The sequence below is a fragment of the Saccharothrix sp. BKS2 genome (assembly GCF_047689505.1).
GTDB lineage: Bacteria > Actinomycetota > Actinomycetes > Mycobacteriales > Pseudonocardiaceae > Actinosynnema > Actinosynnema lopnurensis.
Window position 1 is genome coordinate 77,846 of the sequence record NZ_JAUQOL010000015.1, and the last position, 22,012, is coordinate 99,857.

The 22,012-nt window shown below is 74.6% G+C and carries 26 protein-coding genes; 9 read left to right on the plus strand and 17 right to left on the minus strand.

Annotation, left to right across the window (positions count from 1 at the left end; translation table 11 throughout):
• Positions 1 to 22 precede the first annotated feature (22 nt).
• The 5 genes from Q5530_RS29380 to Q5530_RS29400 all read right to left on the minus strand — a co-directional run bounded on the left by Q5530_RS29380 (position 23) and on the right by Q5530_RS29400 (position 4,497).
• Positions 23 to 1,231, minus strand: a complete 1,209-nt coding sequence (locus Q5530_RS29380; RefSeq protein WP_415366057.1) for a cytochrome P450 — start codon at positions 1,229 to 1,231, stop codon at positions 23 to 25.
• A gap of 22 nt (positions 1,232 to 1,253) precedes the next feature.
• The gene (locus Q5530_RS29385; protein ID WP_415366058.1) at positions 1,254 to 2,045 is read right to left on the minus strand and encodes an ABC transporter permease; all 792 of its coding nucleotides are present in this window, start codon (positions 2,043 to 2,045) and stop codon (positions 1,254 to 1,256) included.
• A complete protein-coding gene (locus Q5530_RS29390; protein ID WP_415366059.1) occupies positions 2,042 to 2,998 on the minus strand; it encodes an ATP-binding cassette domain-containing protein in 957 nt (318 codons plus the stop codon). Before Q5530_RS29390 ends, Q5530_RS29385 begins: the two co-directional genes overlap by 4 nt.
• 19 nt (positions 2,999 to 3,017) lie before the next feature.
• Positions 3,018 to 3,866, minus strand: a complete 849-nt coding sequence (locus Q5530_RS29395; RefSeq protein WP_415366060.1) for a DUF4097 family beta strand repeat-containing protein — start codon at positions 3,864 to 3,866, stop codon at positions 3,018 to 3,020.
• 112 nt (positions 3,867 to 3,978) lie between these two features.
• Positions 3,979 to 4,497, minus strand: coding sequence for a YlcI/YnfO family protein (locus Q5530_RS29400; RefSeq protein ID WP_415366061.1), 519 nt, complete (start codon positions 4,495 to 4,497; stop codon positions 3,979 to 3,981).
• Positions 4,498 to 4,635: 138 nt separating this feature from the next.
• On the opposite strand from Q5530_RS29400, the gene Q5530_RS29405 reads away from it, so the two are divergent.
• Positions 4,636 to 4,998 carry a DUF1304 domain-containing protein gene (locus Q5530_RS29405; protein WP_415366062.1) on the plus strand — a complete coding sequence of 121 codons (363 nt, stop codon included), beginning with the start codon at positions 4,636 to 4,638 and terminating at the stop codon, positions 4,996 to 4,998.
• A 118-nt stretch (positions 4,999 to 5,116) separates the two neighbouring features.
• On the plus strand, positions 5,117 to 5,440 hold the full coding sequence (locus tag Q5530_RS29410; protein ID WP_415366064.1) for a hypothetical protein: 324 nt from the start codon (positions 5,117 to 5,119) through the stop codon (positions 5,438 to 5,440).
• A 74-nt stretch (positions 5,441 to 5,514) separates the two neighbouring features.
• On the opposite strand, the gene Q5530_RS29415 is transcribed toward Q5530_RS29410, so the two are convergent.
• From Q5530_RS29415 to Q5530_RS29455, 9 genes are all read right to left on the minus strand, one after another.
• Positions 5,515 to 6,786 carry an SGNH/GDSL hydrolase family protein gene (locus Q5530_RS29415; protein WP_415366065.1) on the minus strand — a complete coding sequence of 424 codons (1,272 nt, stop codon included), beginning with the start codon at positions 6,784 to 6,786 and terminating at the stop codon, positions 5,515 to 5,517.
• Positions 6,787 to 6,791: 5 nt separating this feature from the next.
• On the minus strand, positions 6,792 to 7,472 hold the full coding sequence (locus Q5530_RS29420) for a polysaccharide deacetylase family protein (RefSeq protein ID WP_415366066.1): 681 nt from the start codon (positions 7,470 to 7,472) through the stop codon (positions 6,792 to 6,794).
• Positions 7,473 to 7,515: 43 nt separating this feature from the next.
• Positions 7,516 to 7,950, minus strand: a complete 435-nt coding sequence (pcaC, locus tag Q5530_RS29425) for a 4-carboxymuconolactone decarboxylase (RefSeq protein WP_415366067.1) — start codon at positions 7,948 to 7,950, stop codon at positions 7,516 to 7,518.
• Entirely contained in the window at positions 7,947 to 8,741 is a 795-nt protein-coding gene (gene pcaD, locus Q5530_RS29430; RefSeq protein WP_415366068.1) for a 3-oxoadipate enol-lactonase, read from the minus strand. The genes pcaC and pcaD overlap by 4 nt, the downstream gene beginning before the upstream one ends.
• Entirely contained in the window at positions 8,734 to 9,309 is a 576-nt protein-coding gene (pcaG, locus tag Q5530_RS29435; RefSeq protein WP_415366069.1) for a protocatechuate 3,4-dioxygenase subunit alpha, read from the minus strand. The genes pcaD and pcaG overlap by 8 nt, the downstream gene beginning before the upstream one ends.
• Complete coding sequence (gene pcaH, locus Q5530_RS29440; RefSeq protein ID WP_415366181.1) at positions 9,296 to 10,030, minus strand: protocatechuate 3,4-dioxygenase subunit beta; 735 nt, start codon at positions 10,028 to 10,030, stop codon at positions 9,296 to 9,298. The genes pcaG and pcaH overlap by 14 nt, the downstream gene beginning before the upstream one ends.
• Positions 10,031 to 10,101: 71 nt before the next feature.
• Positions 10,102 to 10,833 carry a CoA-transferase subunit beta gene (locus tag Q5530_RS29445; protein WP_415366182.1) on the minus strand — a complete coding sequence of 244 codons (732 nt, stop codon included), beginning with the start codon at positions 10,831 to 10,833 and terminating at the stop codon, positions 10,102 to 10,104.
• Between the two features lie 20 nt (positions 10,834 to 10,853).
• On the minus strand, positions 10,854 to 11,663 hold the full coding sequence (locus Q5530_RS29450; protein ID WP_415366070.1) for a CoA transferase subunit A: 810 nt from the start codon (positions 11,661 to 11,663) through the stop codon (positions 10,854 to 10,856).
• 35 nt (positions 11,664 to 11,698) lie between these two features.
• Positions 11,699 to 12,877: a 4-hydroxybenzoate 3-monooxygenase gene (locus Q5530_RS29455; protein ID WP_415366071.1), complete on the minus strand. Its 1,179-nt coding sequence runs from the start codon at positions 12,875 to 12,877 to the stop codon at positions 11,699 to 11,701.
• 143 nt (positions 12,878 to 13,020) lie between these two features.
• Here Q5530_RS29455 and Q5530_RS29460 point away from each other — a divergent pair, with 143 nt between their 5' ends.
• A complete protein-coding gene (locus Q5530_RS29460; protein WP_415366072.1) occupies positions 13,021 to 13,908 on the plus strand; it encodes an IclR family transcriptional regulator in 888 nt (295 codons plus the stop codon).
• Here Q5530_RS29460 and Q5530_RS29465 read toward each other — a convergent pair whose 3' ends face one another.
• Positions 13,909 to 14,358, minus strand: a complete 450-nt coding sequence (locus Q5530_RS29465) for a hypothetical protein (protein ID WP_415366073.1) — start codon at positions 14,356 to 14,358, stop codon at positions 13,909 to 13,911. It lies immediately after the preceding gene.
• Positions 14,359 to 14,467: 109 nt separating this feature from the next.
• A complete protein-coding gene (locus Q5530_RS29470; RefSeq protein ID WP_415366074.1) occupies positions 14,468 to 15,304 on the minus strand; it encodes an NAD(P)H-binding protein in 837 nt (278 codons plus the stop codon).
• Between the two features lie 82 nt (positions 15,305 to 15,386).
• Here Q5530_RS29470 and Q5530_RS29475 point away from each other — a divergent pair, with 82 nt between their 5' ends.
• Positions 15,387 to 16,343, plus strand: coding sequence for an AraC family transcriptional regulator (locus Q5530_RS29475; RefSeq protein ID WP_415366075.1), 957 nt, complete (start codon positions 15,387 to 15,389; stop codon positions 16,341 to 16,343).
• Between the two features lie 28 nt (positions 16,344 to 16,371).
• Here the strand turns inward: Q5530_RS29475 and Q5530_RS29480 are convergent, their stop codons facing one another.
• A complete protein-coding gene (locus tag Q5530_RS29480; protein ID WP_415366076.1) occupies positions 16,372 to 17,115 on the minus strand; it encodes a carbonic anhydrase family protein in 744 nt (247 codons plus the stop codon).
• 253 nt (positions 17,116 to 17,368) lie between these two features.
• Between Q5530_RS29480 and Q5530_RS29485 the strand changes: the two genes are divergently transcribed.
• From Q5530_RS29485 to Q5530_RS29505, 5 genes are all read left to right on the plus strand, one after another.
• Positions 17,369 to 18,174, plus strand: a protein-coding gene (locus Q5530_RS29485) for an IS5 family transposase (protein ID WP_415366183.1) whose coding sequence is annotated in 2 segments (ribosomal slippage) — positions 17,369 to 17,705 and positions 17,705 to 18,174 — 807 coding nt in all. Because the reading frame shifts where the segments join, the coding sequence is not laid out codon by codon here.
• A gap of 232 nt (positions 18,175 to 18,406) precedes the next feature.
• Complete coding sequence (locus tag Q5530_RS29490) at positions 18,407 to 19,540, plus strand: sensor histidine kinase (RefSeq protein WP_415366077.1); 1,134 nt, start codon at positions 18,407 to 18,409, stop codon at positions 19,538 to 19,540.
• Positions 19,537 to 20,208: a response regulator gene (locus Q5530_RS29495; protein WP_415366078.1), complete on the plus strand. Its 672-nt coding sequence runs from the start codon at positions 19,537 to 19,539 to the stop codon at positions 20,206 to 20,208. Before Q5530_RS29490 ends, Q5530_RS29495 begins: the two co-directional genes overlap by 4 nt.
• A gap of 93 nt (positions 20,209 to 20,301) precedes the next feature.
• Positions 20,302 to 20,997, plus strand: coding sequence for a DUF2306 domain-containing protein (locus Q5530_RS29500; protein WP_415366079.1), 696 nt, complete (start codon positions 20,302 to 20,304; stop codon positions 20,995 to 20,997).
• Positions 20,994 to 21,980, plus strand: coding sequence for an NAD(P)-dependent alcohol dehydrogenase (locus Q5530_RS29505; RefSeq protein ID WP_415366080.1), 987 nt, complete (start codon positions 20,994 to 20,996; stop codon positions 21,978 to 21,980). Before Q5530_RS29500 ends, Q5530_RS29505 begins: the two co-directional genes overlap by 4 nt.
• Positions 21,981 to 22,012 lie beyond the last annotated feature (32 nt).

The following is a 22,012-nucleotide window of genomic DNA, read 5'->3' on the forward strand; positions in this document are numbered from 1 at the left end:
CGGGGATGGGCCGGCGGTGCGGCTACGCCCGGTCCCAGGTGACCGGGAGGCTGTGCGCGCCGTGGATGTTCATGTTGTGGCGCATCGGCACGTCCTCGGCCGGGACCGCCAGGCGCAGGGTGGGGAACCGGGCGAGCAGCGCCGGGAACGCGATCCGCAGCTCGACCCGGGCCAGCTGCTGGCCGAGGCACTGGTGGATGCCGTGCCCGAAGGTGAGGTGGCCGGTGGCGTCGCGGCGCAGGTCGAGGGTGTCGGGGTCGGCGAACTTCGCCGGGTCGCGGTTGGCCGCCTGGAGCGCCAGGGTGACCGTCTCGCCCGCCTTGATCACGTGACCGCCCAGCTCCACGTCCTCCAGCGCCCCCCGCGCCCCGGTGTGGGTGATGGTCAGGTAGCGCAGCAGTTCCTCCACCGCCCCGGCGACCAGCCGGGGGTCGTCGCGCAGGGCGGCGAGCTGGTCGGGGTGGGTCAGCAGGGCGTAGGCGCCGAGCCCGATCACGTTGGCGGTGGTGTCGAGGCCCGCGCCGAGCAGGAACGTGCCCAGGCCCGCCACCTCCGCGTCGCCCAGGTCGCCGGCGGCGAGTTCGCTGAGCACGTCGTCGGTCGGGTTCGCGCGTTTGGCGGGGACCAACCGGTGCACGTAGTCCTGGAGGGCGCCGTAGGCGGCGTACATGTCCTCCAGGGAGGCGTCCACGGAGGTCAGCGCCTTCACGTGGCGGTTGAAGGTCTCGCGGTCCTCGTAGGGCACGCCGAGCAGTTCGCAGATCATCATCGCCGGGACGGGGTGGGCGTACGCCTCCACCAGGTCCGCGGGCCCGCCCCGCTGCTCCAGGGCGTCCAGGTGCTCGGCGGTGATCTGTTCGAGGCGCTCGGTGAGCACCCGCATCCGGCGGACGGTGAACCTGCCGGTCAGCAGCTTGCGGTAGCGGGTGTGCTCGGGAGGGTCGATCCCGGTGAGGTCGCCGACCGGCGCCGGTGGCATCGTCGCGCCGTCGGGCAGCGGCTGCGGGAGGTGCAGGAGTTCGTAGCGGGAGGTGAACCGGGGGTGGGCCAGGACCGCGCGGGCCTCGGCGTGGCCGGTGGCCAGCCAACCGACGTGCCCGTCCGGGTAGCGCATCCTGGTGAGCGGGCCCCGCTCGCGGATCCGGGCCAGCTCCGGGGGCGGGTCCAGGGGGCGGCCCTCGGGACGGGCGGTGGGTAACGACTCCACCACCGGGGTCTGCTGGTGCTGCACGTCTTCTCCTCGCGGGGTCGGGTTATCGGGTGGATTCGCGGTTGAACAGCTTCTTGGACCACAGGTAGCCGACGAGGGCGATCAGGACGCCCCAGCCGAGCGCGATGACCGCGTTGTCGCCGATCGGGGTGCCCATCAGCAGGCCGCGCAGGGTCTCGATGAACGGGGTGAACGGCTGGTGCTCGGCGAACCAGCGCAGCGCGGTGGGCATCGAGTCGGTCGGGACGAAGCCGCTGCCCAGGAACGGGAGCAGGACCAGCGGCATACCCACGTTGCTCGCCGCCTCGACGCTCTTGCTCGCCAGTCCGAACGCGACGGACAGCCAGACGAGGGCGAAGGACATCAGCACCAGGACGCCGGCCAGGGCGAACCAGTCCCCGACGCCCGCCGCCGGCCGGAACCCGATGAGCAGCGCGACGCCGATGACCGCGGTGATGCTCAGCACCGTCTGGAGAACGCTGCCGACGACGTGTCCGGTCAGGACGGAGACGCGGGCGATGGACATCGTGCGGAACCGGTCCACGATGCCCTCGGTCATGTCCATCGCGACCGAGATCGAGGTGCCCTGAACGGCTGAGGCGACCGCCATCAGGATTATCGCGGGGGTGACGTAGTTGACGTACTCCGCGCGCCCGCCGGAGGGTCCGCCGAGGCCGGCGCCGAGCGTGCCGCCGAAGACGTAGACGAACAGCAGCAGGAAGATGATCGGCATCCCGATCAGCATCACCGTCATGGACGGGTAGCGCACCATGCGCCGGAGGTTGCGGCGCAGCATCGTCGCGGAGTCGGTCAGGGCCAGGGTCGCGGTGCTCATCGCGCGGTCACCTTCTCGTGGTCGGGGTTGCCGGTCAGGGCCAGGAAGACGTCGTCGAGGTCGGGGCTGTGCACGCTCAGGGAGTCGACCTGGACCGCGTCCTCGTCGAGCCGGCCGAGCAGGGCCTTGAGCGAGCGGAGGCTGCCGTCGTGCGGGACCCGCAGCGCGAGGGCGTCGCTGTCGCGGCTCGCCCGGCCCACGGCCCGCGCGGCGGACTCCAGGTCGCGGGGGTCGGTGAACCGCAGCAGGACGTGGCCGCCGGGGACGCGGCGCTTGAGCTCGTCCGGGGTGCCCTGGGCGACGATCCTGCCGTGGTCGAGCACCGCGACCAGGTCCGCGAGCTCGTCGGCCTCCTCCAGGTACTGGGTGGTGAGGAAGATGGTGACGCCGCCGGCCACGAGTTCCCGCACGATCCGCCACGTGCTCCGGCGGCTGCGCGGGTCGAGGCCGGTGGTCGGCTCGTCCAGGAAGATCACCCGGGGCGAGCCGACCAGGGTCATCGCGAGGTCGAGCCGGCGCCGCATCCCGCCGGAGTAGGTCGCCGCCGGTTTCCCGGCCGCCTCGACCAGGTCGAACCGCTCGACCAGCTCGGCGACCCGGCGCCGGCCCTCCGCGCGGCCGAGGTGGTGCAGGTCCGCCATCAGCCGCAGGTTCTCCCGGCCGGTCAGCAGGTTGTCGACCGCGGAGAACTGGCCGGTGACGCCGATCGCGGCGCGGACGGCGTCGGGGTCGCCGGCGAGGTCGTGGCCCGCGACGCGCGCGCTGCCGCCGCCGGCCCTGATCAGGGTGGACAGGATCTTGACCGTGGTGGTCTTGCCCGCGCCGTTGGCGCCGAGCAGGGAGAACACGGTCCCGGCTGGGACGTCGAGGTCGATGCCGTCGAGCACGACGTGGTCGCCGTAGGACTTGCGCAGCCCGGTGGCGGTGATCGCCGGCGGGGTGGACGGGGTCATGGGGATCTCCTCGGGGAGGTCAGGGACGGCGGACGGTGATGTCGCCGTAGGAGGTGTGCGCGCGGACCTCGACGGTCCGTTCGGAGCCGTCCGGCGCGCCGTCGACGGCGTCGAGCGAGTTGCGCACCCGGCCGTGCCCGGTGGCCAGGTCCAGCCACGCCGCCACGCCCTCGGCCACGGCGATGTCGAGGTCCCCGCACGCGGTGTCCAGCACGACCGCGTCGCGCGTGGCCTCGCCGATGCGGATGTGGCCGTTGGCGGTCTTGGCCTCCACCTTGCCGCCGGCCCGGCCGACGGAGATGTCGCCGTTGGCCGAGCGCACCCGCAGCTCGCCGGCGACCGCGCCGATGTCGGTGTCGCCGTTGGAGTTCTTGATGACGGCGCCGCCGCCGATCCCGCCGACGCGCAGTTCCCCGCTGCCGGTGGTGATCTCGGCGTCGCCGCCGACCTCCTCCACGGTGATGTGGCCCGCGGAGGTGTCCAGGTGCAGCGGGCCGGTCCGGTCGAGGCGGACGTGGCCGACCGAGGTCTTCACCCGGCACTCCCCCAGCACGCCGGTGCCGAGGCAGTCGCCCACCGACATGTCGACGTGCACCCGCGACCCCGCGGGCAGCTCGATCAGCACGTCGACCGACCTGGTCTTCCCGGAGAAGTCGAGCATCCGGGACTTCGGCCCGCGCACCGTCAGCGCGCCGTCGGCGAAGTCGACGCGGGTCGCCCGCGCGGCCTTGACGTCCGATTCGTCCGACTCGTCCGTGGGCCGCACCTCGACGACGGTGTCCGCCCGGTCGGCCGCGACGATCCGCACCTCCCCGACGGAGAGTTCGACGGTCGCGGAGATCGGTTCCGGGGTGGCGTATTTCGGCATGGCTGTCCCCTCGGGATGGGTGGGAGGAACATCCCCGCAGGTGGTGCGGGGCGAAGGAGGTGTGGTGCGGCGGGAGCCGGGCCCGGTGGAGGAGGTGCGCCGGGCGCCGGGGCTAGCGCACCCAGCCCTGGTAGTGCTGCGCGCCGCGCTTGGCGGGCCGCTCGGCCCCGCGCTCGCGCTCGGGGCCGCGCAGCGCCGCCGCGGCCGCCCGGACCAGCCACGCGTTGACCGACCGGCCCTCCTCGGCGGCCGCCTCCTCGATCGCGGCCTTCAGCTGCTCCGGGAGGCGCACGTTGATCCGCACCGCGGGGCCGTCCTCGAAGCCCGCCGCGGTGTCGGCGGCCGGCGCCGCGGTGCGGTCCGGGGTGGGCTCGACCGGCTGCTCCGGCCGCGGGACGGTCACGACGAACTGCGGGTCGCGGCCGCGCAGGCGCACCTGGGCCGAGCCGGGGGCCAGGTCGCGGGTGATCTCGTCGGCGGCGGCCGACAGCACTTCGAGCAGGGACAGTCGGATGGCCGACTCCATCGCCACCGTCAGCCGCTCGACCACGGCGCCGGCGTCGTCCCCGCCGGTCTCGACGACGGTCAGCAGCTCGCGGCCGAGGGAATCAACGTACGGCGTCAGGTCCATGGCACCACTGTGGCACACAGTGATGCCACAGGCAAGCCACAATGACTCAAGGTGGCTCACCCTGGCTCGGGGCGGCATCACGTTGGCACATCGCGGTCGGGGCGGTGCGGGTGGCGCGGTCGACTACGCTGCGCTCCCGTGCAGATCGCCGCCGACGTCCTCACCGCGCTGGTCGCGGCCATCCACGTGTACATCGTCGTGCTGGAGGTGTTCCTGTGGAACACCCCGCGCGGGAGGGCGGTGTTCGGCACCACCGAGCGGTTCGCGGCCGAGTCGAAGGCGTTGGCCGTCAACCAGGGCCTCTACAACGGGTTCCTGGCAGCCGGACTGGTGCTGGGGATCGTCCTGCCCGGCACCGCCGGCTTCACCCTCGCGGTGTTCTCCCTGGCCTGCGTCGTGGTGGCGGGCCTGGTCGGCGCCGCCACGGTGAGCCGCCGCATCCTGTTCGTGCAGTCGGTGCCCGCCGCAGTCGCCCTGCTGGTGGTCCTGCTCGCGCGGTGACGCCCGGCGAGGGCTCCCTGACCGGGGTCGTTCGACCGACACCGCGGCACCGGGAGGACGCGTAGGGTCACCCGGCCCTGATCGGCTGATCGGGGCACACGACCGAGGGAGTCGCCGAATGACCACCACCAGCCGGATCGCCGCGGGGCTCGCCACCGCCGGCCTGGTCGCCGCTGCCGCGGTGCTCACCGCCGTCCCTGCGACCGCGGCGAGCAAGGGCAGCATCAGCATCTACAACAACTGCGGGCGCGCCGTCTCCACCACCATCCACCGCCTCGGCGGTGCGATGATCGCCGGCACCGCCGCGGCCCCGGCGGGCAGCCGCTACTCCTACCCGGTCTACGCGGGCAGCTACCTGGTGCGCGTGCCCGCCGGACAGCGCACGGTGACCGTGCTGGACGTGCCGGGCAAGGTGCACGTCGTGTCGGTCAAAGCCTGCTGAGGTCCCGGGTCCGCGCGCGGCGGTGCGGGGGCGGCCACCTACCTCGTCGTGGCACGCCCCCGCACCGCCGTCGGTCACCTGAACAGGCGCAGCGGCACCGCCTGGGCCATCGCGGCCATGCCGGCGTCGTTCGGGTGCAGGTGGTCACCGCTGTCGTAGTCGGACCGCAGGCGCTGCGGGTCGGCCGGGTCGCGCACGGCCCGGTCGAAGTCGATCACCGCGTCGTACTCGCCGCTGCCGCGGATCCACCGGTTGACCTCCGCGCGGGCCGCCTCGTTCTCGGGGCTGTGGAAGCCCAGCGTGTCGCCCTTGAACGGGGTGATGGTGCCGCCGTAGACCCGCAGGCCGGCCGCGTGCGCGCGGTCGATGAGCTGGCGGTGCGCGCCGATGATGTCCTGCGCGCTCACCCTCTCCGACAGCGGCGCGCTGGTGCCGGGATGGCCCAGGTCGTTGACGCCGAGCAGGACCACCACGTGGCCGACGCCCGGCTGGGCGAGCACGTCCCGGTCGAAGCGGCGCAGCGCGGAGTGCCCGAAGTGGTTCGCGTAGCCCTCGGCCGGGTGCCCGGCGGGCGGGTTCGGGTCGTGCAGCAGCCGGTTGCCCGCGATGCCCTGGTTCACCACGCCCAGGTGCCGCAGCTCCCGGTCCTCCTGGAACCGGCGGGCCAGGACGTCCGGCCAGCGCCGGTTGGCGCCGCGCGTGGTCTCCGCGCCGTCGGTGATCGAGTCGCCCAGCGCGACCACCGCCGCGCCGCGGCCCGACACGCTGACCCCGGTGAGGAAGTGCCACTTGCCCAGCACGCCGGTCGGCGTGATGTCGCGCGCGCCGGTCACGTTGCCCGCCGCGACCCAGCCGTCCTGGTACGGGAAGGCGTGCACGGTGCTGCCGGGCGTGCGGCGCGGCAGGTGGATGCTCACCACCAGGTCGGTGCCCGCCTGCACGGGCAGCGCCACCGGGTCGCTGAGCAGCGGCGCGCCCGCCGGGACGGTGACGGACGTGCGACCGCCGAAGGTCAGCCGCCGGTCGGTGCGCGGCTCGACGGCGGAGCCGGCGCCGTCGCGCCTGGCCACCCGCGCCTCGCCGACGACCAGCGGGCCGGTGCCGAACTCGTTGGACAGCTCCACGCGCAGGCTCGGGCCGCCGACCGACAGGTGGACGACCTGCCGCAGCGTCTGGTCCTCGAAGGACGTCCGGTCCGAGGCGGGCACGGTCGTGGGCGAGGTGCCCCACGAGCCGACCCACGTCACCGCGCCGCGCGGGGTCGCGGTCGCCGGGAACGGCACCAGCAGCAGGACCGCGACCAGCAGCGCCTTCCAGGCGTGCCCGCGCACCGGGATCGACCTCATCCGGGTCACCGCCTGGCCGGCAGGTCGAAGCGCCAGCCACCGGCGCGCAGCTCGGGGATGACCCGGTCGACGGCCTCGACCGTCTGGGCCCGGTCGTCCGGGCCGTCGTGCAGCAGGACCACGGCGCCGGGGGTGACGCCCTCGCGCAGCCGCCGGACCAGCTCGTCGGTGCCCGGCGGCTCCCAGTCGGAGATGGTCAGCCGCCAGCCCAGCGACCTCATGCCCAGCTTCGCGGCGACGGCGGGCGACTGGCCCCAGGAGCCGTAGGGCGCGCGGAAGTAGCGGATCGGCGGCGCCCACGGCACGGCGCGGCGGATGGCGGCGCTGGTCTGCCTCAGGTCGGCTTCGATCCGCTCCGGCGTCCAGGTGCCCAGGTCCTCGTGGTGCATGGTGTGGTTGCACAGCACGTGCCCGTGGGCGACGATCGAGCGGACGATCCCCGGGTGCTGCTCGACGAAGTCGCCCCACAGGCAGAAGGTCGCCTTGACGTGGTGCTTCCGCAGCACCCGCAGCAGGCGCGGGGTGTCCTCCGGGTTGGGGCCGTCGTCGAAGGTGAGCGCGACGGTGCGACCGCCGTGGCGAGTCGAGTCGATGATCCCGGTCTCGTCCGCGCCGCTCGCTCGGGCCGAACCGGCGGCCAGGCCCAGGACCAGGCCGGTGGTCAGGACAACCGCTCTCCACCGCATGGGGCAACCTCTTTTCGCTCGGACACCGCAGCGGGCCGCACCACTATCCGGTCAGGTGGTCCCCTCCTCCAGGTGTTTCGCGGATGTTTCGAGTCTCAACTGGGGCCTCGTCCGGGTCGGCCAGCACGCGCCGCGCGACGGCGAAAGCGGCGTTGGCGCGCGGCACGCCCGCGTAGACCGCGGTGTGCAGCAGCACCTCGCCGATCTCGTCCGGGGTCAGGCCGTTGCGGACCGCCGCGCGCACGTGCAGCGCCAGCTCCTCGTGGCAGCCCAGGGCGGTGAGCAGGGCGAGGGTGAGGCAGCTGCGGGTGCGGCGGTCGAGGCCCTCCCGCGCCCACACCGCGCCCCACGCGGTCTCGGTGATGTAGTCCTGGAACGGCCGGGTGAAGTCGGTCGCGGCCGCGGTGGCGCGGTCCACGTGGGCGTCGCCGAGCACCTCGCGGCGGACCTTCGCGCCCTGGTCGTGCCGTGCGTTCAAGGGTTCTCCTCCAGGTGGCGCAGCACCGCCCCGGTGAAGCGCCCGGGTCGTTCGGCGGTGCCCAGGTGGGCCGCGCCCGCCACCACCTCCAGGCGGGCGCCCGGGACGGCGCGGGCGATGCGTTCGCCGTGCTCCGGCGGGGTGGCGGGGTCCTCGGCGCCCGACAGGACCAGCGTGGGCGCGGTGATGCGCGGCAGCACGTCGGTCAGGCGCATGGTGGCGATGGCCTCGCAGCACGAGGCGTAGCCCTCGGCGGGCGTCGCGGCGACCACGGCCCGGTGGCGCGCGGTGCGCGCCGGGTCGGCGGCCCGCCACCCGGGCGTGAACCAGCGCGCCACCACGGCGTCGGCGACCGCCTCGGTGCCGCCCGCGCGCACGGCGGCGGCGCGGCCGGTCCAGCCCTCGGCCGGTCCCGGCGCGGCCGAGGTGCAGCACAGCACGAGGCGGCCGACGCGCTCGGGCCGGTGCGCGGCCAGCCACATGCCGACCATGCCGCCCAGCGACAGGCCCACCCAGTGCGCGCGCCGCACGCCGAGCCGGTCGAGCAGGGCGGTGGCGTCGCCGGCGAGGTCGGCCAGGCGGTAGGGCCCCGGCGGGACCGGTGACGCGCCGTGGCCGCGGTGGTCGTAGCGCACCACCCGGAACCCGGCGGCCACCAGGGGCCCCACCTGCGGGTCCCACATCGTCAGGTCGCTGCCCAGGGAGCCCGACAGCACCACCGCGGGCCCGTCGGGCGGCCCGTGCTCCGCGTGGTGGACCTCGGCGGGAACGCCGTCGAACGGGTCAGACATCGAAGAACACGGTCTCCCCCTCGCCCTGCAACCGCACGTCGAACCGGTAGCCGTCGGCCGCGCGGGTGGCGATCAGCGTGGACCTGCGGTCGGCGGGCACGGCCCGCAGCACCGGGTCCGCCGCGTGCGCGTCGGCGTGCTCGGGGAAGTAGACGCGGGTGACCGTGCGGTGGAGCATCCCGCGGGCGAAGACCGACACGTCGAGGTGCGGCGCCTGCGGCGCGCCGCCCGGACCGGGCACGGGGCCCGGCAGCACGGTGTGGACGGCGTACTCGCCCGAGCGGGTGTCGGACCGGCCGAAGCCGCGCCAGCCCGCCGCCGGGCCGCGCGGGTCGTCGGGGTGGTCGAACCGGCCGTCCGGGTCGGCCTGCCAGGTCTCCACCAGGGCGTCGGCGACCGGCTCGCCCGCGCCGTCGAGCACCCGCCCGCGCAGCCACACCGCGCCGGGCGTGCCCTCGGGCACCACGTGCGGGCCGTCGTCCCAGACCAGTCCGATGTGGAGGAACGGGCCCGCGGTCTGCGACGGGGTGGTGGGCAGGTCCGCGCGCGCCGGGTCAGTGGTCGTCATCCTCGTCCTCCTCCTCGAACGGGGTGGCGGCCGACCCGCGCAGCACGATGTCGAACTCGAACGCGAGCGCCCACTCCGGTCGCGTGCGCCCCAGGTCGAAGCGGGACACCAGGCGGCGCCGGGCGGCCTCGGGCACGGAGTTGAAGATGGGGTCCTGGCCGAACAGCGGGTCGTCCGGGAAGTACATCTGGGTGATCAGCCGCTGGGTGAACGACCGGCCGAACAGCGAGAAGTGGATGTGGGCGGGCCGCCAGGCGTTGTCGTGGTTGCGCCACGGGTACGCGCCGGGCTTGACGGTGACGAACTCGTAGCGCCCCAGCGGGTCGGTGACGGTGCGGCCGACGCCGTCGAAGTGGGGGTCGAGCGCGGCGGGCCACCGGTCGGCGGTGTGCCGGTAGCGGCCGCCCGCGTTGGCCTGCCAGATCTCCACCAGCGAGTCGGGCACCGGGCGGCCGTCGCCGTCCAGGACGCGGCCGAAGACGACGATCCGCTGCCCGACCGGCTCGCCGGCGTGCTGCCGGGTCAGGTCGTGGTCCAGCTCCCCGATCCGGCCGGGGCCCAGCAGCGGCCCGGTCACCTCGGTGAGCAGGTGCGGCAGCAGCACCAGCGGCTGCCGGGGGTGGCGCAGCGAGGTCGACCGGTAGCCCGGCGAGTCCAGCGGCGGGTGGCTGTCGGGGTCGCGGCGGTAGCTCGGCAGCACGAGCCGGGCCTGCCCGGTCACCGGTTCTCCCGGGGTCGTGGTTCCTCCTGCGGTCACCGGTCCTCCCGGACTTCCGGCACGGTTCCCCCCGTTCACCCGGACGCACCCCTGAGGGCGCGCAGCGCGGCCAGCTCCTCGTCGGTCGGCGCGGGGTTGACCACCAGGTCGGGCGAGACCACCAGCTCCCAACCGGTGGCCGCGCGGACCCGGTCCACCCGGACGCCGGGGTGCACGGCGGTCAGCACCAGCTCGCGCGTCACCGGGTCGGGTCGCAGCTCCCCCAGGTCGGTGACCACCAGCGTCGGCCCCCGGCCGGGCAGGCCGAGCGCCTCCCGCTCGCCGGGGCCGCGGCCCTGCCCGAAGGAGGTGACGAAGTCGACCCGGTCGACGAACGACCGCACGCCCTGCCGCACCACCACGAACACCTCGCGGCACGACGCGGCGATCTCCGGCGCGCCGCCCGCCCCCGGCAGCCGCACCCCCGGGTTGGCGTAGTCGCCGCCGATGACGGTGGTGTTGATGTTGCCGAACCGGTCCAGCTGCGCCGCGCCGAGGAAGCCGACGTCGATGCGGCCGGGCTGGAGCCAGTAGTTGAACACCTCGGGCACGCTCACCACGGCGTCGGCGGTCTCGGCCAGGACGCCGTCGCCGATCGAGGCGGGCAGCCGGTCCGGTTTCGCGCCGAGCGCGCCGGACTCGTAGACCAGCACCAGGTCCGGGGCGTGGGTGCGCCGGGCCAGGTTGGCCGCGGTGGAGGGCAGGCCGATGCCGACGAACACGCGCTGCCCGCCCGACAGCGCCCGCGCCGCGGCCACGGACATCATCTCGTCGGGGCTGAAGCCGCTCACGACGCCACCCCCCTGATCCCGGCGAGCCAGTCGCCGAACCGCTCGCGGTCGCGGCTGATCGCGTCCCACGCGGCGTAGTGGTCGTTGTCGCGTTCGGAGTAGCCCTGCGCGTAGGAGGGGTGCGCGCCGCCGGGCACCTCCGCCACCCGCGTCACCACCCAGGAGGGCAGCACGACCGCGCCCGGCACGGGCTCCAGCTCGTCCACCACCTCCTCGACGGTGACCAGGCTGCGCTTCGCGGCCAGCACGGCTTCCTTCTGCACCCCCGGCAGGCCCCACAGCTGCACGTTGCCCGCCCGGTCGGCGCGCTGCGCGTGGACGACCGAGACGTCCGGGTTGACCGCCGGCACCGCGGTCAGCCGCTCGCCGGTGAACGGGCAGGTGATCGGCTTGACGTTGGCGGTCACCCGGGGCAGGTCGGTGCCGGTGTACCCGCGCAGCACCGCGAACGGCAGGCCCGAGGCGCCCGCCACGTAGCGGTTGGCCATGCCCGCGTGGCTGTGCTCCTCCAGCTCCAGCGGCGCGGGCCAGCCGTGCTCGACCGCGTCGCGGAACCGGTGCAGCGAGCCGACGCCGGGGTTGCCGCCCCAGGAGAAGACGAGCTTGCGCGCGCAGCCGGCACCGATGAGCTGGTCGTAGACGATGTCGGGCGTCATCCGCACCAGGGTCAGGTCGCGCCGCCCCTGCCGGATGATCTCGTGCCCGGCGGCGACGGGGATCAGGTGCGTGAACCCCTCCAGCGCCACCACGTCCCCGTCGCGCACCAGTTCGGCGACCGCCTCGGCCAGTGTTCCGATCAGGGCCATCCCGCCCCCTCCCGTGTTCGGTGGTCGTGCCGGTCTCACGGTTCGAGGGGCCAGCCGGTGTAGGACTCGGCCAGGTGGGTGGCCGCGGCCGTGCTGCCCGCGACCAGCTCCAGCTCGCCCAGCTGTCGCCGCAGGTCGAACGGCGAGCCGACCGGGTCGAGGTGCAGCATCGAGGTCATCCACCAGGAGAAGTGCTGGGCCCGCCACACCCGGCGCGCGGCGGTGGGCCCGTAGTCCTCCAGCGCGTCGGCGTCGCCGGTGGCGAAGAACCGCTCCAGCACGCGGGCCAGCACCACCACGTCGGCCACCGCCAGGTTGAGCCCCTTGGCGCCGGTCGGCGGCACCACGTGCGCGGCGTCCCCGGCCAGCAGCAGCCGGCCGTACCGCATGGGCTCGCAGACGTAGCTGCGCATGGGGATGACGCTCTTGTCGAGGATGCGGCCCTCGTTGAGGGTGAAGCCGTCCTCGCCCGCGACCCGGGCGCCCAGCTCCGCCCAGATCCGGTCGTCGCCCCAGTCCCCGGGCCGCTCGTCGGGCGCGCACTGGAAGTACATCCGCTGCACGTCCGGGGTCCGGGTGCTGATCAGCGCGAACCCGCGCTCGGAGTGGGCGTAGACCAGCTCCGGCGACGAGCGCGGCGCCTCGGCCAGGATGCCGAACCAGCCGAACGGGTAGGCGCGGAAGTAGTCGGTGCGCCGCCCGTCGGGCACGGCGCGCCTGCTGACGCCCGAGGAGCCGTCGCAGCCGGCCACCACGTCGCACCGCAGCTCCACCGGGGTGCCGTCGGCGTCGGTGAAGGAGATGACCGGTTCGTCGGAGGCCACCTCGCGCAGGACCACGTCCCGCGCCCCGAACCGGAGGTCCGCGCCGGTCCCGACCAGCGCGGCGATCAGGTCCTTGAGCACCTCGTGCTGGGGGTGGAGCCACACCGCCCGCCCGGTCAGGCCGGTGAAGTCGATCCGGTGGCCCCGCCCGCCGAACCGCAGCTCGATGCCCTCGTGCCGGGCGCCCTCGGCGTGCACGCGCGCGCCGACGCCCAGTCCCGTCAGCAGCTCCACGGTGCCCTGCTCCAGCACCCCGGCCCGCATGGTCCGCTCGATCTCCGCGCGGTCGCGGGTCTCCACCACGACCGAGTCGATGCCGCGCTCGGCCAGCAGCAGGGACAGCACCAGCCCCGCCGGACCGGCGCCGACGATCCCGACTCGCGTTCGCATGTCCCCGAGCCAAGAGCGGAGCGGCGCGGACCGCCAGGAAGTCCTTCCGCCCAGTGGAAGGACGGGCAGATCCCGTGCCGATCCCGCGGTTAGGGTCGCCCCGAGCGGTGATCGCGGCGGGGTTCACGCCGGAGTTCGCAACGGTGCTCACGCCGCAGTTCGCGGCGGTGCTGCGGCGGTGCTCGCGCCGGGGTTCGCCGCGGTTGTCCACGACGGTGTTCGCGCGGGAGGAGGCCGGCATGGCGGTCCGCGACGGTGCTCCCGGGCGCTCGGTGACCGGGCGGGCGCTGGCCCTGCTCGCCGCGTTCGACGCGGAGCACCCGAGGCTGACCATCACCGAGCTGGCGCGCCGCGCCCACCTGCCCCTGGCCACCGCCCACCGGCTGGCCGCCGAGCTGACGTCCTGGCAGGCCCTGGACCGCGCCGCGGACGGCCGCTACGCCATCGGGCTGCGGCTGTGGGAAACCGCCGCGCTGGCCCCGGTGTCCGGCGGGCTGCGCGAGACCGCGCTGCCGTTCATGCAGGACCTGTACGAGGCGACCGGGGAGAACGTCCACCTCGCCGTGCGCGACGGCTTCGACGCCCTGTACGTGGAGAAGCTGTGCGGCCACCGCTCGGTGCCGCTGGTCTCGCGCACCGGCTCCCGCCTGCCGCTGCACCCGACCGGGGTCGGCAAGGCGCTGCTCGCGCAGGCCGACCCGGGGTTCGTGCGCGACTACGCCGAACGCCCCCTGGCCCGCTTCACCCCCTACACCATCACCCAGCGCGGGCGGCTGCTGCGCGAGGTCCACGCCACCGCGACCCGGGGCTACGCGCTGACCAGCGAGGAGATGACGCTCGGGTCGTGCTCGGTCGCGGTGGCCATCCCGGGCGGCGGTCCCGGGCCCGCCGGCGCGCTGGGCGTCGTGGCGCGCTCGGTGCGCACCGACCTCCAGCGCCTGGTGCCGGACCTGCGGGCCGCCGCCGAGGGCGTCGCGCGCCGGTTGGCCGACACCGCCGCCGCGGAGCGCCGCCGGTCCCGCCGGACCTGATCAGCCCACCAGCAGCCGCCGGAACCGCGCGTCGTCCCCGTCCACGGGCGGGTCGTCCGGGGAGGCGAGGAAGAAGACCAGGAAGGTGCTGTCGGGCGTCGCGCCGGCCAGCAGGTCGCGCCACGACCACAGGTTCGGGTGCCGGAGGTGGGTGGCCGCCTCCGCCGGGGCCAGGCGGTCGACGGCCTCGGCGAACCGGTCGCGGTCGAGCCGGAAGACGGCGGTCGTGGCGACGTAGCCGCAGACCGACGCCAGCACGGCGGTCGGCAGCGGGCGCACCTCGCCGAGCCGGTTCACGTGGCCGAAGGTCAGGTCCCCGGCGTCCGCGCGCGCCACGCCGCAGGCCGCGGGCATGGCGAAACCGGGTATCCCGGCGATGAACCGCTCCCGCGCCGCGCTCAGGTCGTCGTCCGTGGCCCAGGCTTCCCGCTCCGCCGCTCCCGCTGTCATGACCGGGATCGTAGGGCCCACGACCCGGGCGCACCGGCGCGGGACCGGACGGGAGCCCGGCCCCGCGACCCCGGGGAAGCCCGTGGTCCCCCACGGGCTCACCCGGCCGTCACCGCCCCCAGGCCCCCGCCGCCGCGGCCCGCACCACGTAGTCCTCGAAGGTCCGGGGCGCCCGGCCCACCACGGTGGCGAGGTCTTCGGACGTCGCGGCGAGGAGACCGCGCTCCATCAGCACGAACATCGCGGCGACGTGGTGGGCGTCGTCCTCGCCCACGCCCTCCGCGACCAGCGCCGCGGCGTACTCGGCCGGGGAGGTGCGCCGGTAGGCGATGGCCCGCCCGGAGGCCCGGGAGATCAGCTCGACGGCCTCGGCGAAGGGAATCGCCCGCGGTCCGGTCAGCTCGTAGACCCGCCCGGCGTGCCGACCGGGCTCGGTCAGCACCGCGGCCGCGGCGTCGGCGACGTCCTCGACGTCGATGAACGGTTCGGGGACCTCGCCGGCGGGCAGCGCCAGCTCCCCCGCGACCAGCGGGGCGCGGAAGAGGTCCTCGTCGAAGTTCTGGTTGAAGTTCGACGCCCGCAGGACGGTCCACTCCAGTGCGGAGCCGCGCACGGCGTCCTCGGCCGAGCGCATGTCCAGCCCGAACGCGGAGTCGCCCCAGGTGTCGGCGGCGTGCCCGGAGAGCAGGACGAGCCGCCGCACGCCGACCGCCCCGGCCCGCGCCACGAACTCGTGCACCGGGCCCGGCACGCCCGGGGCCACCACGTAGACGGCGTCGACGTCCCGCAGGGCCGCGTCCCAGCCGCCGGGGTCGGACCAGTCGAACCGGGTCGGACTCGATCGGGAGGCCGCGCGCACGGGGGTGCCGTGCAGCCGCAGCCGGGCGGCGACCCGCCGGCCGGTCTTGCCGGTCGCGCCGAGGACGAGAGTGGTGCCGTTGCTCATGGGATCGAGTGAACCCGGTCGGCTCGGACAATCCCATAGGCGAGAAGCCGGACTCCCTACGTGATCGTCTAACCTGGAGGACGTGGACGCCTTCAGTGACCTGATCCGCGGGGTGCGGGCCCACGGCTCGCTGTTCGGCAGCACGACCCTGTCCCCGCCCTGGGCGCTGCACTTCGTGGACGGCGCGCCGCTGACCCTGTGCACCGTGCTGACCGGGTCGGGCTGGATCGTGCCGGAGCACCACCGGCCGGAGCCGCTGCGGGCCAGGGAGACGATCGTCGTGCGCGGCCCCGCGACGTTCACCTTCGTCGACGAGGTCGGCAGCCGGGCCGAGCCGATCGCGTGCGGCGAGGACTGCGCGACGCCCGAGCAGGGCGGGACCCGACACCGGCGCGGCTGGCACGACAGCTGCGGGGCCACCGAGGAGGACCGGGGCGCGACGACCCTGATCGTCGGCGCCTACCCGGTGCGCGGCGAGATCAGCCGACGGCTGCTGGACGCGCTGCCGGTCGTGCTGCGCGTGGACGCCGGCGGCACGGCCGACGCCGTGCTGGACCACCTCGCCGCCGAGCTGTCCGTGGACACGCCGGGGCAGCAGGTGGTGCTCGACCGGCTGCTGGACTGGATGCTGGTGTGCACGCTGCGCGAGTGGTTCGACCGGCCCGGCGGCGAGCCGCCGTCCTGGTGGGCCGCCCAGCGGGACCCGGTGGTCGGCGACGCGCTGCGCCTGCTGCACGCCGAACCGGCGGCGCCGTGGACGGTCGCCGCGCTGGCCGACCGCACCGGGGTGTCGCGTTCGACGCTGGCCAAGCGGTTCACCGACCTCGTCGGTGAACCGCCGCTGACCTACCTCACCCGCTGGCGCATGACGCTCGCGGCGGACCTGCTGGTCGAGCGGGAGGCCGCGACCGTCGCGGACATCGCGCGCACCGTGGGTTACGCCAACCCGTTCGGGTTCAGCGCGGCGTTCAAGCGGGTGCGGGGCGCCAACCCGAGCGAGTTCCGGCGCGCCGCGACCACCGCTTCCCCGGTGGGGTGAGGAGGAGCTCCCCACCCCGGTCGGCTCGTCAGAGGTGGGGCAGCTCGACCTGGACGGTGCGGCCGTTCAGCGGCTGCACGGGGCGCGAGTTGCCGTTGTAGAACAGGTTCTGGAAGCGGGTGACGGTGGCCTGGGTGACCGTCTTCTCGCTCATCAGGAACCACTGCACGCCCTCGGTGAACGGCGCGGTGGTGAGCGAGCCGGTGTAGCGGGCGGTGGCGCGGTTGACCGGCAGCAGGGTGTTCAGGTCGATGTCGGCGACGTGCACCTCCTCGCCGCACTCAGGGGCGAGCTGCGCCAGCACCGTGTCCACGGTGGACGCCGCGCCGACGCGCAGCGGCACGCCGATCACCAGCAGGGCGCCCGCGGCGCTGCGGTGCACCAGGTGCATCTCCAGCGGGTCGGAGTGGCCGGCGAGCCGGTGCTCCGAGGGGGTGTGGAAGTGGAACTGCACGAGGTCGTACCGGACGTTGGAGAGCGTCACGTGGCCGGCGCCGGCCTCGACCTCGAACTCCTCGGTCTCCTCGTGGTCGCGCACGGCGCAGCCGTTGGCGGCCACGGCGTCCTTGCGGACGTAGTGGAGGTCGCCGGCGGCGTGGTGGCCGTAGGAGATCTGCAACTGGGGGAGGTGGGGGTTGATGCGGATCGACGCGGGCGAGATGTCGATCGGGCTCTGCAACGGCACCTGCGACTGGGCCGGGGCGACACCGCCGATCAGCAGCGCGGAGAGGACGACGGGGACGGCGGCGACAACGATGCCTTTTCTTGCCACTGGGGTGCAGCCCTTCGAGAACCTGGGGCCCAGGCGGGGATCGACCCGCCGGGCGGGACCGCACCATCTTCACCCGATCGAGTGGTGGACAAAAGATCAACAAATCACTCGAAAAGACCAGAAAAGACATAACAACTGTGCCATCGGTCACAAACAGCTATTTCTAGACTATTCGGTCTCGCGCGAACGGACTAAGAGCCGGTCTCACGTGGCGGTGACGGTGCTGGGATGATGTGGTGCCGTGGTCGATCAGTTGTCGTCGCGGTTGGTGCCGGACGAGTTATGGGCGCTGGTGCAGCCGCTGATTCCCAAGTTCAGACGGCGCCCGCAGGGTGGTGGGACGGCTCCGGTGGACGACCGGGCGGTGTTCACCGCGATCGTGTTCGTGCTGACCAGTGGATGTAGGTGGCGGGATCTGCCGCCGTCGTTCGGCGTGTCGGCGCCGACCGCGCATCGTCGGTTCACGCAGTGGACGCAGGCCGCGCTGTGGCGGCGACCGCACCAGGCGGTACTCGACGAACTCGGCGGCCGGGGATTGGTGGACTGGTCGCGGGCGATCCTGGACAGCGCGTCGGTCCGGGCGAAAAAGGGGGCGACACGACCGGGCCGAACCCGGTTGACCGTGGCAAGTCCGGCTCGAAGATCCATGTCGTGACCGACTGCACCGGGTTGCCGCTCGCGGTCGGCGTCTCGGCCGCGAACCTGCACGACAGCCAGGCGTTCCAGCCGATGCTCCGGGCGATCCCGCGCATCCGCTCCCGACGCGGTCCGCGCCGCTTCCGGCCCGCGAAGCTGCACGCGGACAAGGCCTACGACATCGACCACCTCCGCCGTTGGCTGCGCGACCGCGGCACGATCCCACGCATCGCCCGCAAAGGCATCGAGTCCTCACAACGACTCGGCCGCCACCGCTGGGTGGTCGAACGCACGATCTCCTGGTTGTTCGGCTACCGCAGGCTCGTCGTCCGCTACGAACGCAAGGCCGTCAACTACTGCTCCTTCGCCACTCTGGCCGCAGCGCTGACCTGCTTCAAGCAACTCGTCAAAGCAACCACGTGAGACCAGTTCTAAGGCTCACGATTTCCGGCACTTTCCGCAACCAACCTGTGGCCACTCGAACAGCGGAAGACCAGATCAGCGGATGACCGGGTGGGCGGACGGCGGTTCGGCGGACGGCCGGCCCGGCGGGCACCCGGTCCGGCGGATGGCCGATCCGGCGAACGACGGCACTGCCCCGGCACTCGTACTTCAGGCCGATCTGCCGCGGCGCGGGCTCGCCTACCCTGGGCCGGTGCACGAGTTCCTGCGCTCCGTGTGGGCCGAACAGCGTCCCCCTCACCCACCCTCGCGCGCCCGGTGGGACTGGGCCCTCGTCGGCGTGCTCGCGGTGGCCGCGGTGCTGGAGGGGGTGCTGCGGCGGGACCTCCGGTCACCGGTCGTCTCGGTGGTGGTCACCGCGGGACTGCTGCCGGCGCTGCGGTGGCGGCGGACCCGGCCGCTGCTGGTGGTCGGGATCGCCTTCGGCGTCTGCGCGGTGGTCCCGGTGCTGACCGGCGCCGAGCCCGAGCTGAACACGCTGGTCTACCTGTTGCTGCTGCCGTTCTCCCTGTTCCGCTGGGGTTCCGGGCGCGAGGTGGTGCTCGGTTCGCTGGTCCTGTCGGCCAAGCTCGGCTCCTCGCTGGTGCTCGGCACCACCAGCCCGGCCGACGCGGTCGCCGGCGTGGTCGTCCTGTCCACGGCCGCCACCCTCGGCGCGGCGCTGCGGTTCCGGGCCGGCGCGCGGGTGCGGGAGCTCGACCGGGTCACGCTGCTCGAACGGGAGCGGCTGGCCCGCGACCTGCACGACACCGTCGCGCACCACGTCTCGGCGATGGCCATCCGCGCCCAGGCCGGGCTCGCCACGTCGACCTCGCACCCGGAGGCCGCGGCCGACGCGCTGCGGGTGATCGAGGCCGAGGCGTCGAGGGCGCTGACCGAGATGCGCGCCATGGTCCGCGTCCTGCGGCGGGGCGAACCGGTCGACCTGGCGCCGAACCCGCGCGTCGCCGACCTCGAACGGCTCGCGGGCGGGTCGGCACCCGGCCCGGCCGTGGACGTGGAGATCGTCGGGGACGTCGAGGACCTGCCCCCGGTGGTCGGGACCGCGGCCTACCGGCTCGCCCAGGAGTCGGTCACCAACGCCCGGCGGCACGCCCGGCACGCCTCCCGGATCGGGGTCCGGGTGGTCGTCGACGAACGGGCGGTGCGCCTGTGGGTGACCGACGACGGCGAGCGCCCGGCCCCGCCGACCGCGGCGCGGGGCCACGGGCTCATCGGCATGGCCGAGCGCGCCGGCCTGCTCGGCGGCACCTGCGAGGCGGGCCCGAACCCGGACCGCGGGTGGACCGTGGCCGCCGTGCTGCCGCGCACCGGGGGTGCCGCGTGAGCGTCAGCGTGGTCGTCGCCGACGACCAGGAGATCATCCGCACCGGTCTCACCATGATCCTCGACGCCCAGCCCGACATCGAGGTGGTCGGCGCGGCGGCCGACGGTCGGCGCGCGGTCGAGCTGGCCCGGGAGCTGCGCCCCGACGTGTGCCTGTTCGACATCCGGATGCCCGTGGTCGACGGCATCGAGGCCACCCGCGCCCTCGCCGGGCCTGGTGTCGCCGACCCCCTGGCGGTCGTCGTGATCACCACCTTCGACCTCGACGAGTACGTCTACGCGGCCCTGCGCGCGGGGGCCAGGGGGTTCCTGCTCAAGGACGCCGGACCCGCCCTGCTGGCCCAGGCCGTCCACGCCGCCGCGAACGGCGAGGCGCTGATCGCCCCGAGCGTCACCGCCCGGCTGCTCGACGCGTTCGCCGGCTCCCGACCGCCCGGCCCGCCGGCGCAGCCCGTGGAGGCGCTCACCGACCGGGAGGAGCAGGTCGTCGCCGCGGTCGCGGCCGGGCTCACCAACCTGGAGGTCGCCCACCGGCTCCACATCACGCTCAGCACCGTCAAGACCCACGTCACGAGCCTGATGAACAAGCTCGGCGCCCGGAACCGGGTGGAGATCGCCATCTGGGCCCACGACACCGGCCGGGTCCGGCGCGGCGAGGCCCACCGGTAGCCGGAAGTACGACCCCGGTCCCGGTCTTCCGGCCGGCACATCCCGGCCTGATTCCCGATGAGCCGGCACCGCCGCACCGACCACCATCCAGGCATGACGACGACACCACCGCGCCTCGCCTCCCCCCGGGGTGGGTGGCGCGTGCCGGCCGGGCTGATGGCGCTCGGTCTCTTCCCGGTGCTGGCGGGCGCCCTCCGGCTGGTCGAGCTGGCCGGCGGCCCCCCGCTCGCGCCGAACGGCGAGCGGTACCACCCCGTCGCGCCGGTCCCCCTGGTGGCGCACATCGTCGCCGTCAGCGCGTACTCCGTCCTGGGCGCCCTCCAGTTCGCGGCCCGGTTCCGCGCCCGGCGGCCCGGGTGGCACCGGGCGGCGGGACGGCTGCTGGTGCCGTGCGGGCTCGTCGGGGCCCTGTCGGCGCTGTGGCTGGCCCTGGTCCACCACGGCCCGGACGTCGAGCCGCTCCTCACCGGCCCCCGGCTCGTGTTCGGCACGGCCTGGGTCCTGTTCCTCGTCCTCGGGACCGCCGCGATCCGGCGCCGCGACGTCGCCCGGCACCGCGACTGGATGATCCGCGCGTACGCGGTCGGCCTGGGCGCGGGCACCCAGGTCCTCACCCTGGCGGTCGGGGCGCTGGTCCTCGGCGAACCCGGACCGCTCGCCGAGGCGCTGTTGATGCTCACCGGCTGGCTGGTCAACGTCGTGGTGGCCGAGCGGGTCGTCCACCGCTCCCGCCGCCCGTCCCCGGCGCTCCGACCGGCACCGGCGCTCCGACCGGCGGGTGCGCGATGAGGGCGATCGTCCAGGACCGGTACGGCTCCCCCGACGTGCTGGTGCTCCGGGAGGTGGAGCGGCCGGCGCCGGCGGACACCGAGGTGCTCGTGCGGGTGCGCGCGGCGGCGGTGAACGCCCGCGACTGGCACGTCATGCGCGGCGACCCGTACCTGGCGCGGCTCGTGCCGGGCGTGATGGGGCTCCGCGCGCCCCGGGTCGGGATCCGGGGCACGGACTTCGCGGGCGTGGTGGAGGCGGTGGGCCGGCGGGTGAGCCGGTTCCGACCGGGCGACGAGGTGTACGGCGAGGCCGGGGGCGCGTTCGCCGAGTACGCGTGCGCGCCGGAGGACGCCGTGGACCGCAAACCCGCCGGCCTGACCTTCGAGCAGGCGGCCGCGATGCCGCTGGCGGCCACCACCGCGCTCACCGGCCTGCGCGACCTCGGGCGGGTGCGGGCCGGGCAGCGGGTCCTGGTCAACGGCGCGTCCGGCGGTGTCGGCACGTTCGCCGTGCAGCTCGCCGGGTGGCTCGGCGCCGAGGTGACCGCGGTGTGCGGCGCCAGGAACGCGGAGCTGGTCGCCTCGCTCGGGGCGCACCACGTCGTCGACTACCGCCGGGACGACTTCACCCGGGACGCGGGACGCCACGACGTCGTCCTCGACCTCGTGGGCAACCACCCCCTGACCCGGCTCCGGCGCGCGCTCGAGCCCGGGGGCACGCTCGTCCTGTCCGGCGGCGGCGTGTCCACCGGCGGCAGCCTCGTCGGTCCGATGGGCCTGATCATCCGGGCGAAGCTGTGCGCTCCCCTGGTCCGCGGGCACCGGGTGCTCGTCCTCGACGCGCGGCCGAGCGCGGAGGGCCTGGCGACGCTGCGGGAGCTCGCCGAGGCCGGGCGGCTGGTGCCGGTGGTCGACCGGACCTACGCGCTCGACGAGGTGCCCGACGCCATCCGGTACGTCGAGGACGAGCACGCGCGGGCCAAGGTCGTCATCACGGTGTGAGCGTGCCGTGGTGGTCGCGGGTCGCGCGACCA

Coding starts and splice junctions, on each gene's coding strand:
- Q5530_RS29505 (WP_415366080.1), top strand. CDS start 20,994: ATGAGGGCGATCGTCCAGGACCGGTACGGCTCCCCCGACGTGCTGGTG.
- Q5530_RS29390 (WP_415366059.1), bottom strand. CDS start 2,998: ATGACCCCGTCCACCCCGCCGGCGATCACCGCCACCGGGCTGCGCAAG.
- Q5530_RS29445 (WP_415366182.1), bottom strand. CDS start 10,833: ATGATGTCCGTGGCCGCGGCGCGGGCGCTGTCGGGCGGGCAGCGCGTG.
- Q5530_RS29385 (WP_415366058.1), bottom strand. CDS start 2,045: ATGAGCACCGCGACCCTGGCCCTGACCGACTCCGCGACGATGCTGCGC.
- pcaD (WP_415366068.1), bottom strand. CDS start 8,741: ATGTCTGACCCGTTCGACGGCGTTCCCGCCGAGGTCCACCACGCGGAG.
- Q5530_RS29410 (WP_415366064.1), top strand. CDS start 5,117: ATGACCACCACCAGCCGGATCGCCGCGGGGCTCGCCACCGCCGGCCTG.
- Q5530_RS29450 (WP_415366070.1), bottom strand. CDS start 11,663: ATGGCCCTGATCGGAACACTGGCCGAGGCGGTCGCCGAACTGGTGCGC.
- Q5530_RS29415 (WP_415366065.1), bottom strand. CDS start 6,786: ATGAGGTCGATCCCGGTGCGCGGGCACGCCTGGAAGGCGCTGCTGGTC.
- Q5530_RS29400 (WP_415366061.1), bottom strand. CDS start 4,497: ATGGACCTGACGCCGTACGTTGATTCCCTCGGCCGCGAGCTGCTGACC.
- Q5530_RS29465 (WP_415366073.1), bottom strand. CDS start 14,358: ATGACAGCGGGAGCGGCGGAGCGGGAAGCCTGGGCCACGGACGACGAC.
- Q5530_RS29395 (WP_415366060.1), bottom strand. CDS start 3,866: ATGCCGAAATACGCCACCCCGGAACCGATCTCCGCGACCGTCGAACTC.
- Q5530_RS29500 (WP_415366079.1), top strand. CDS start 20,302: ATGACGACGACACCACCGCGCCTCGCCTCCCCCCGGGGTGGGTGGCGC.
- pcaG (WP_415366069.1), bottom strand. CDS start 9,309: ATGACGACCACTGACCCGGCGCGCGCGGACCTGCCCACCACCCCGTCG.
- Q5530_RS29470 (WP_415366074.1), bottom strand. CDS start 15,304: ATGAGCAACGGCACCACTCTCGTCCTCGGCGCGACCGGCAAGACCGGC.
- Q5530_RS29420 (WP_415366066.1), bottom strand. CDS start 7,472: ATGCGGTGGAGAGCGGTTGTCCTGACCACCGGCCTGGTCCTGGGCCTG.
- Q5530_RS29455 (WP_415366071.1), bottom strand. CDS start 12,877: ATGCGAACGCGAGTCGGGATCGTCGGCGCCGGTCCGGCGGGGCTGGTG.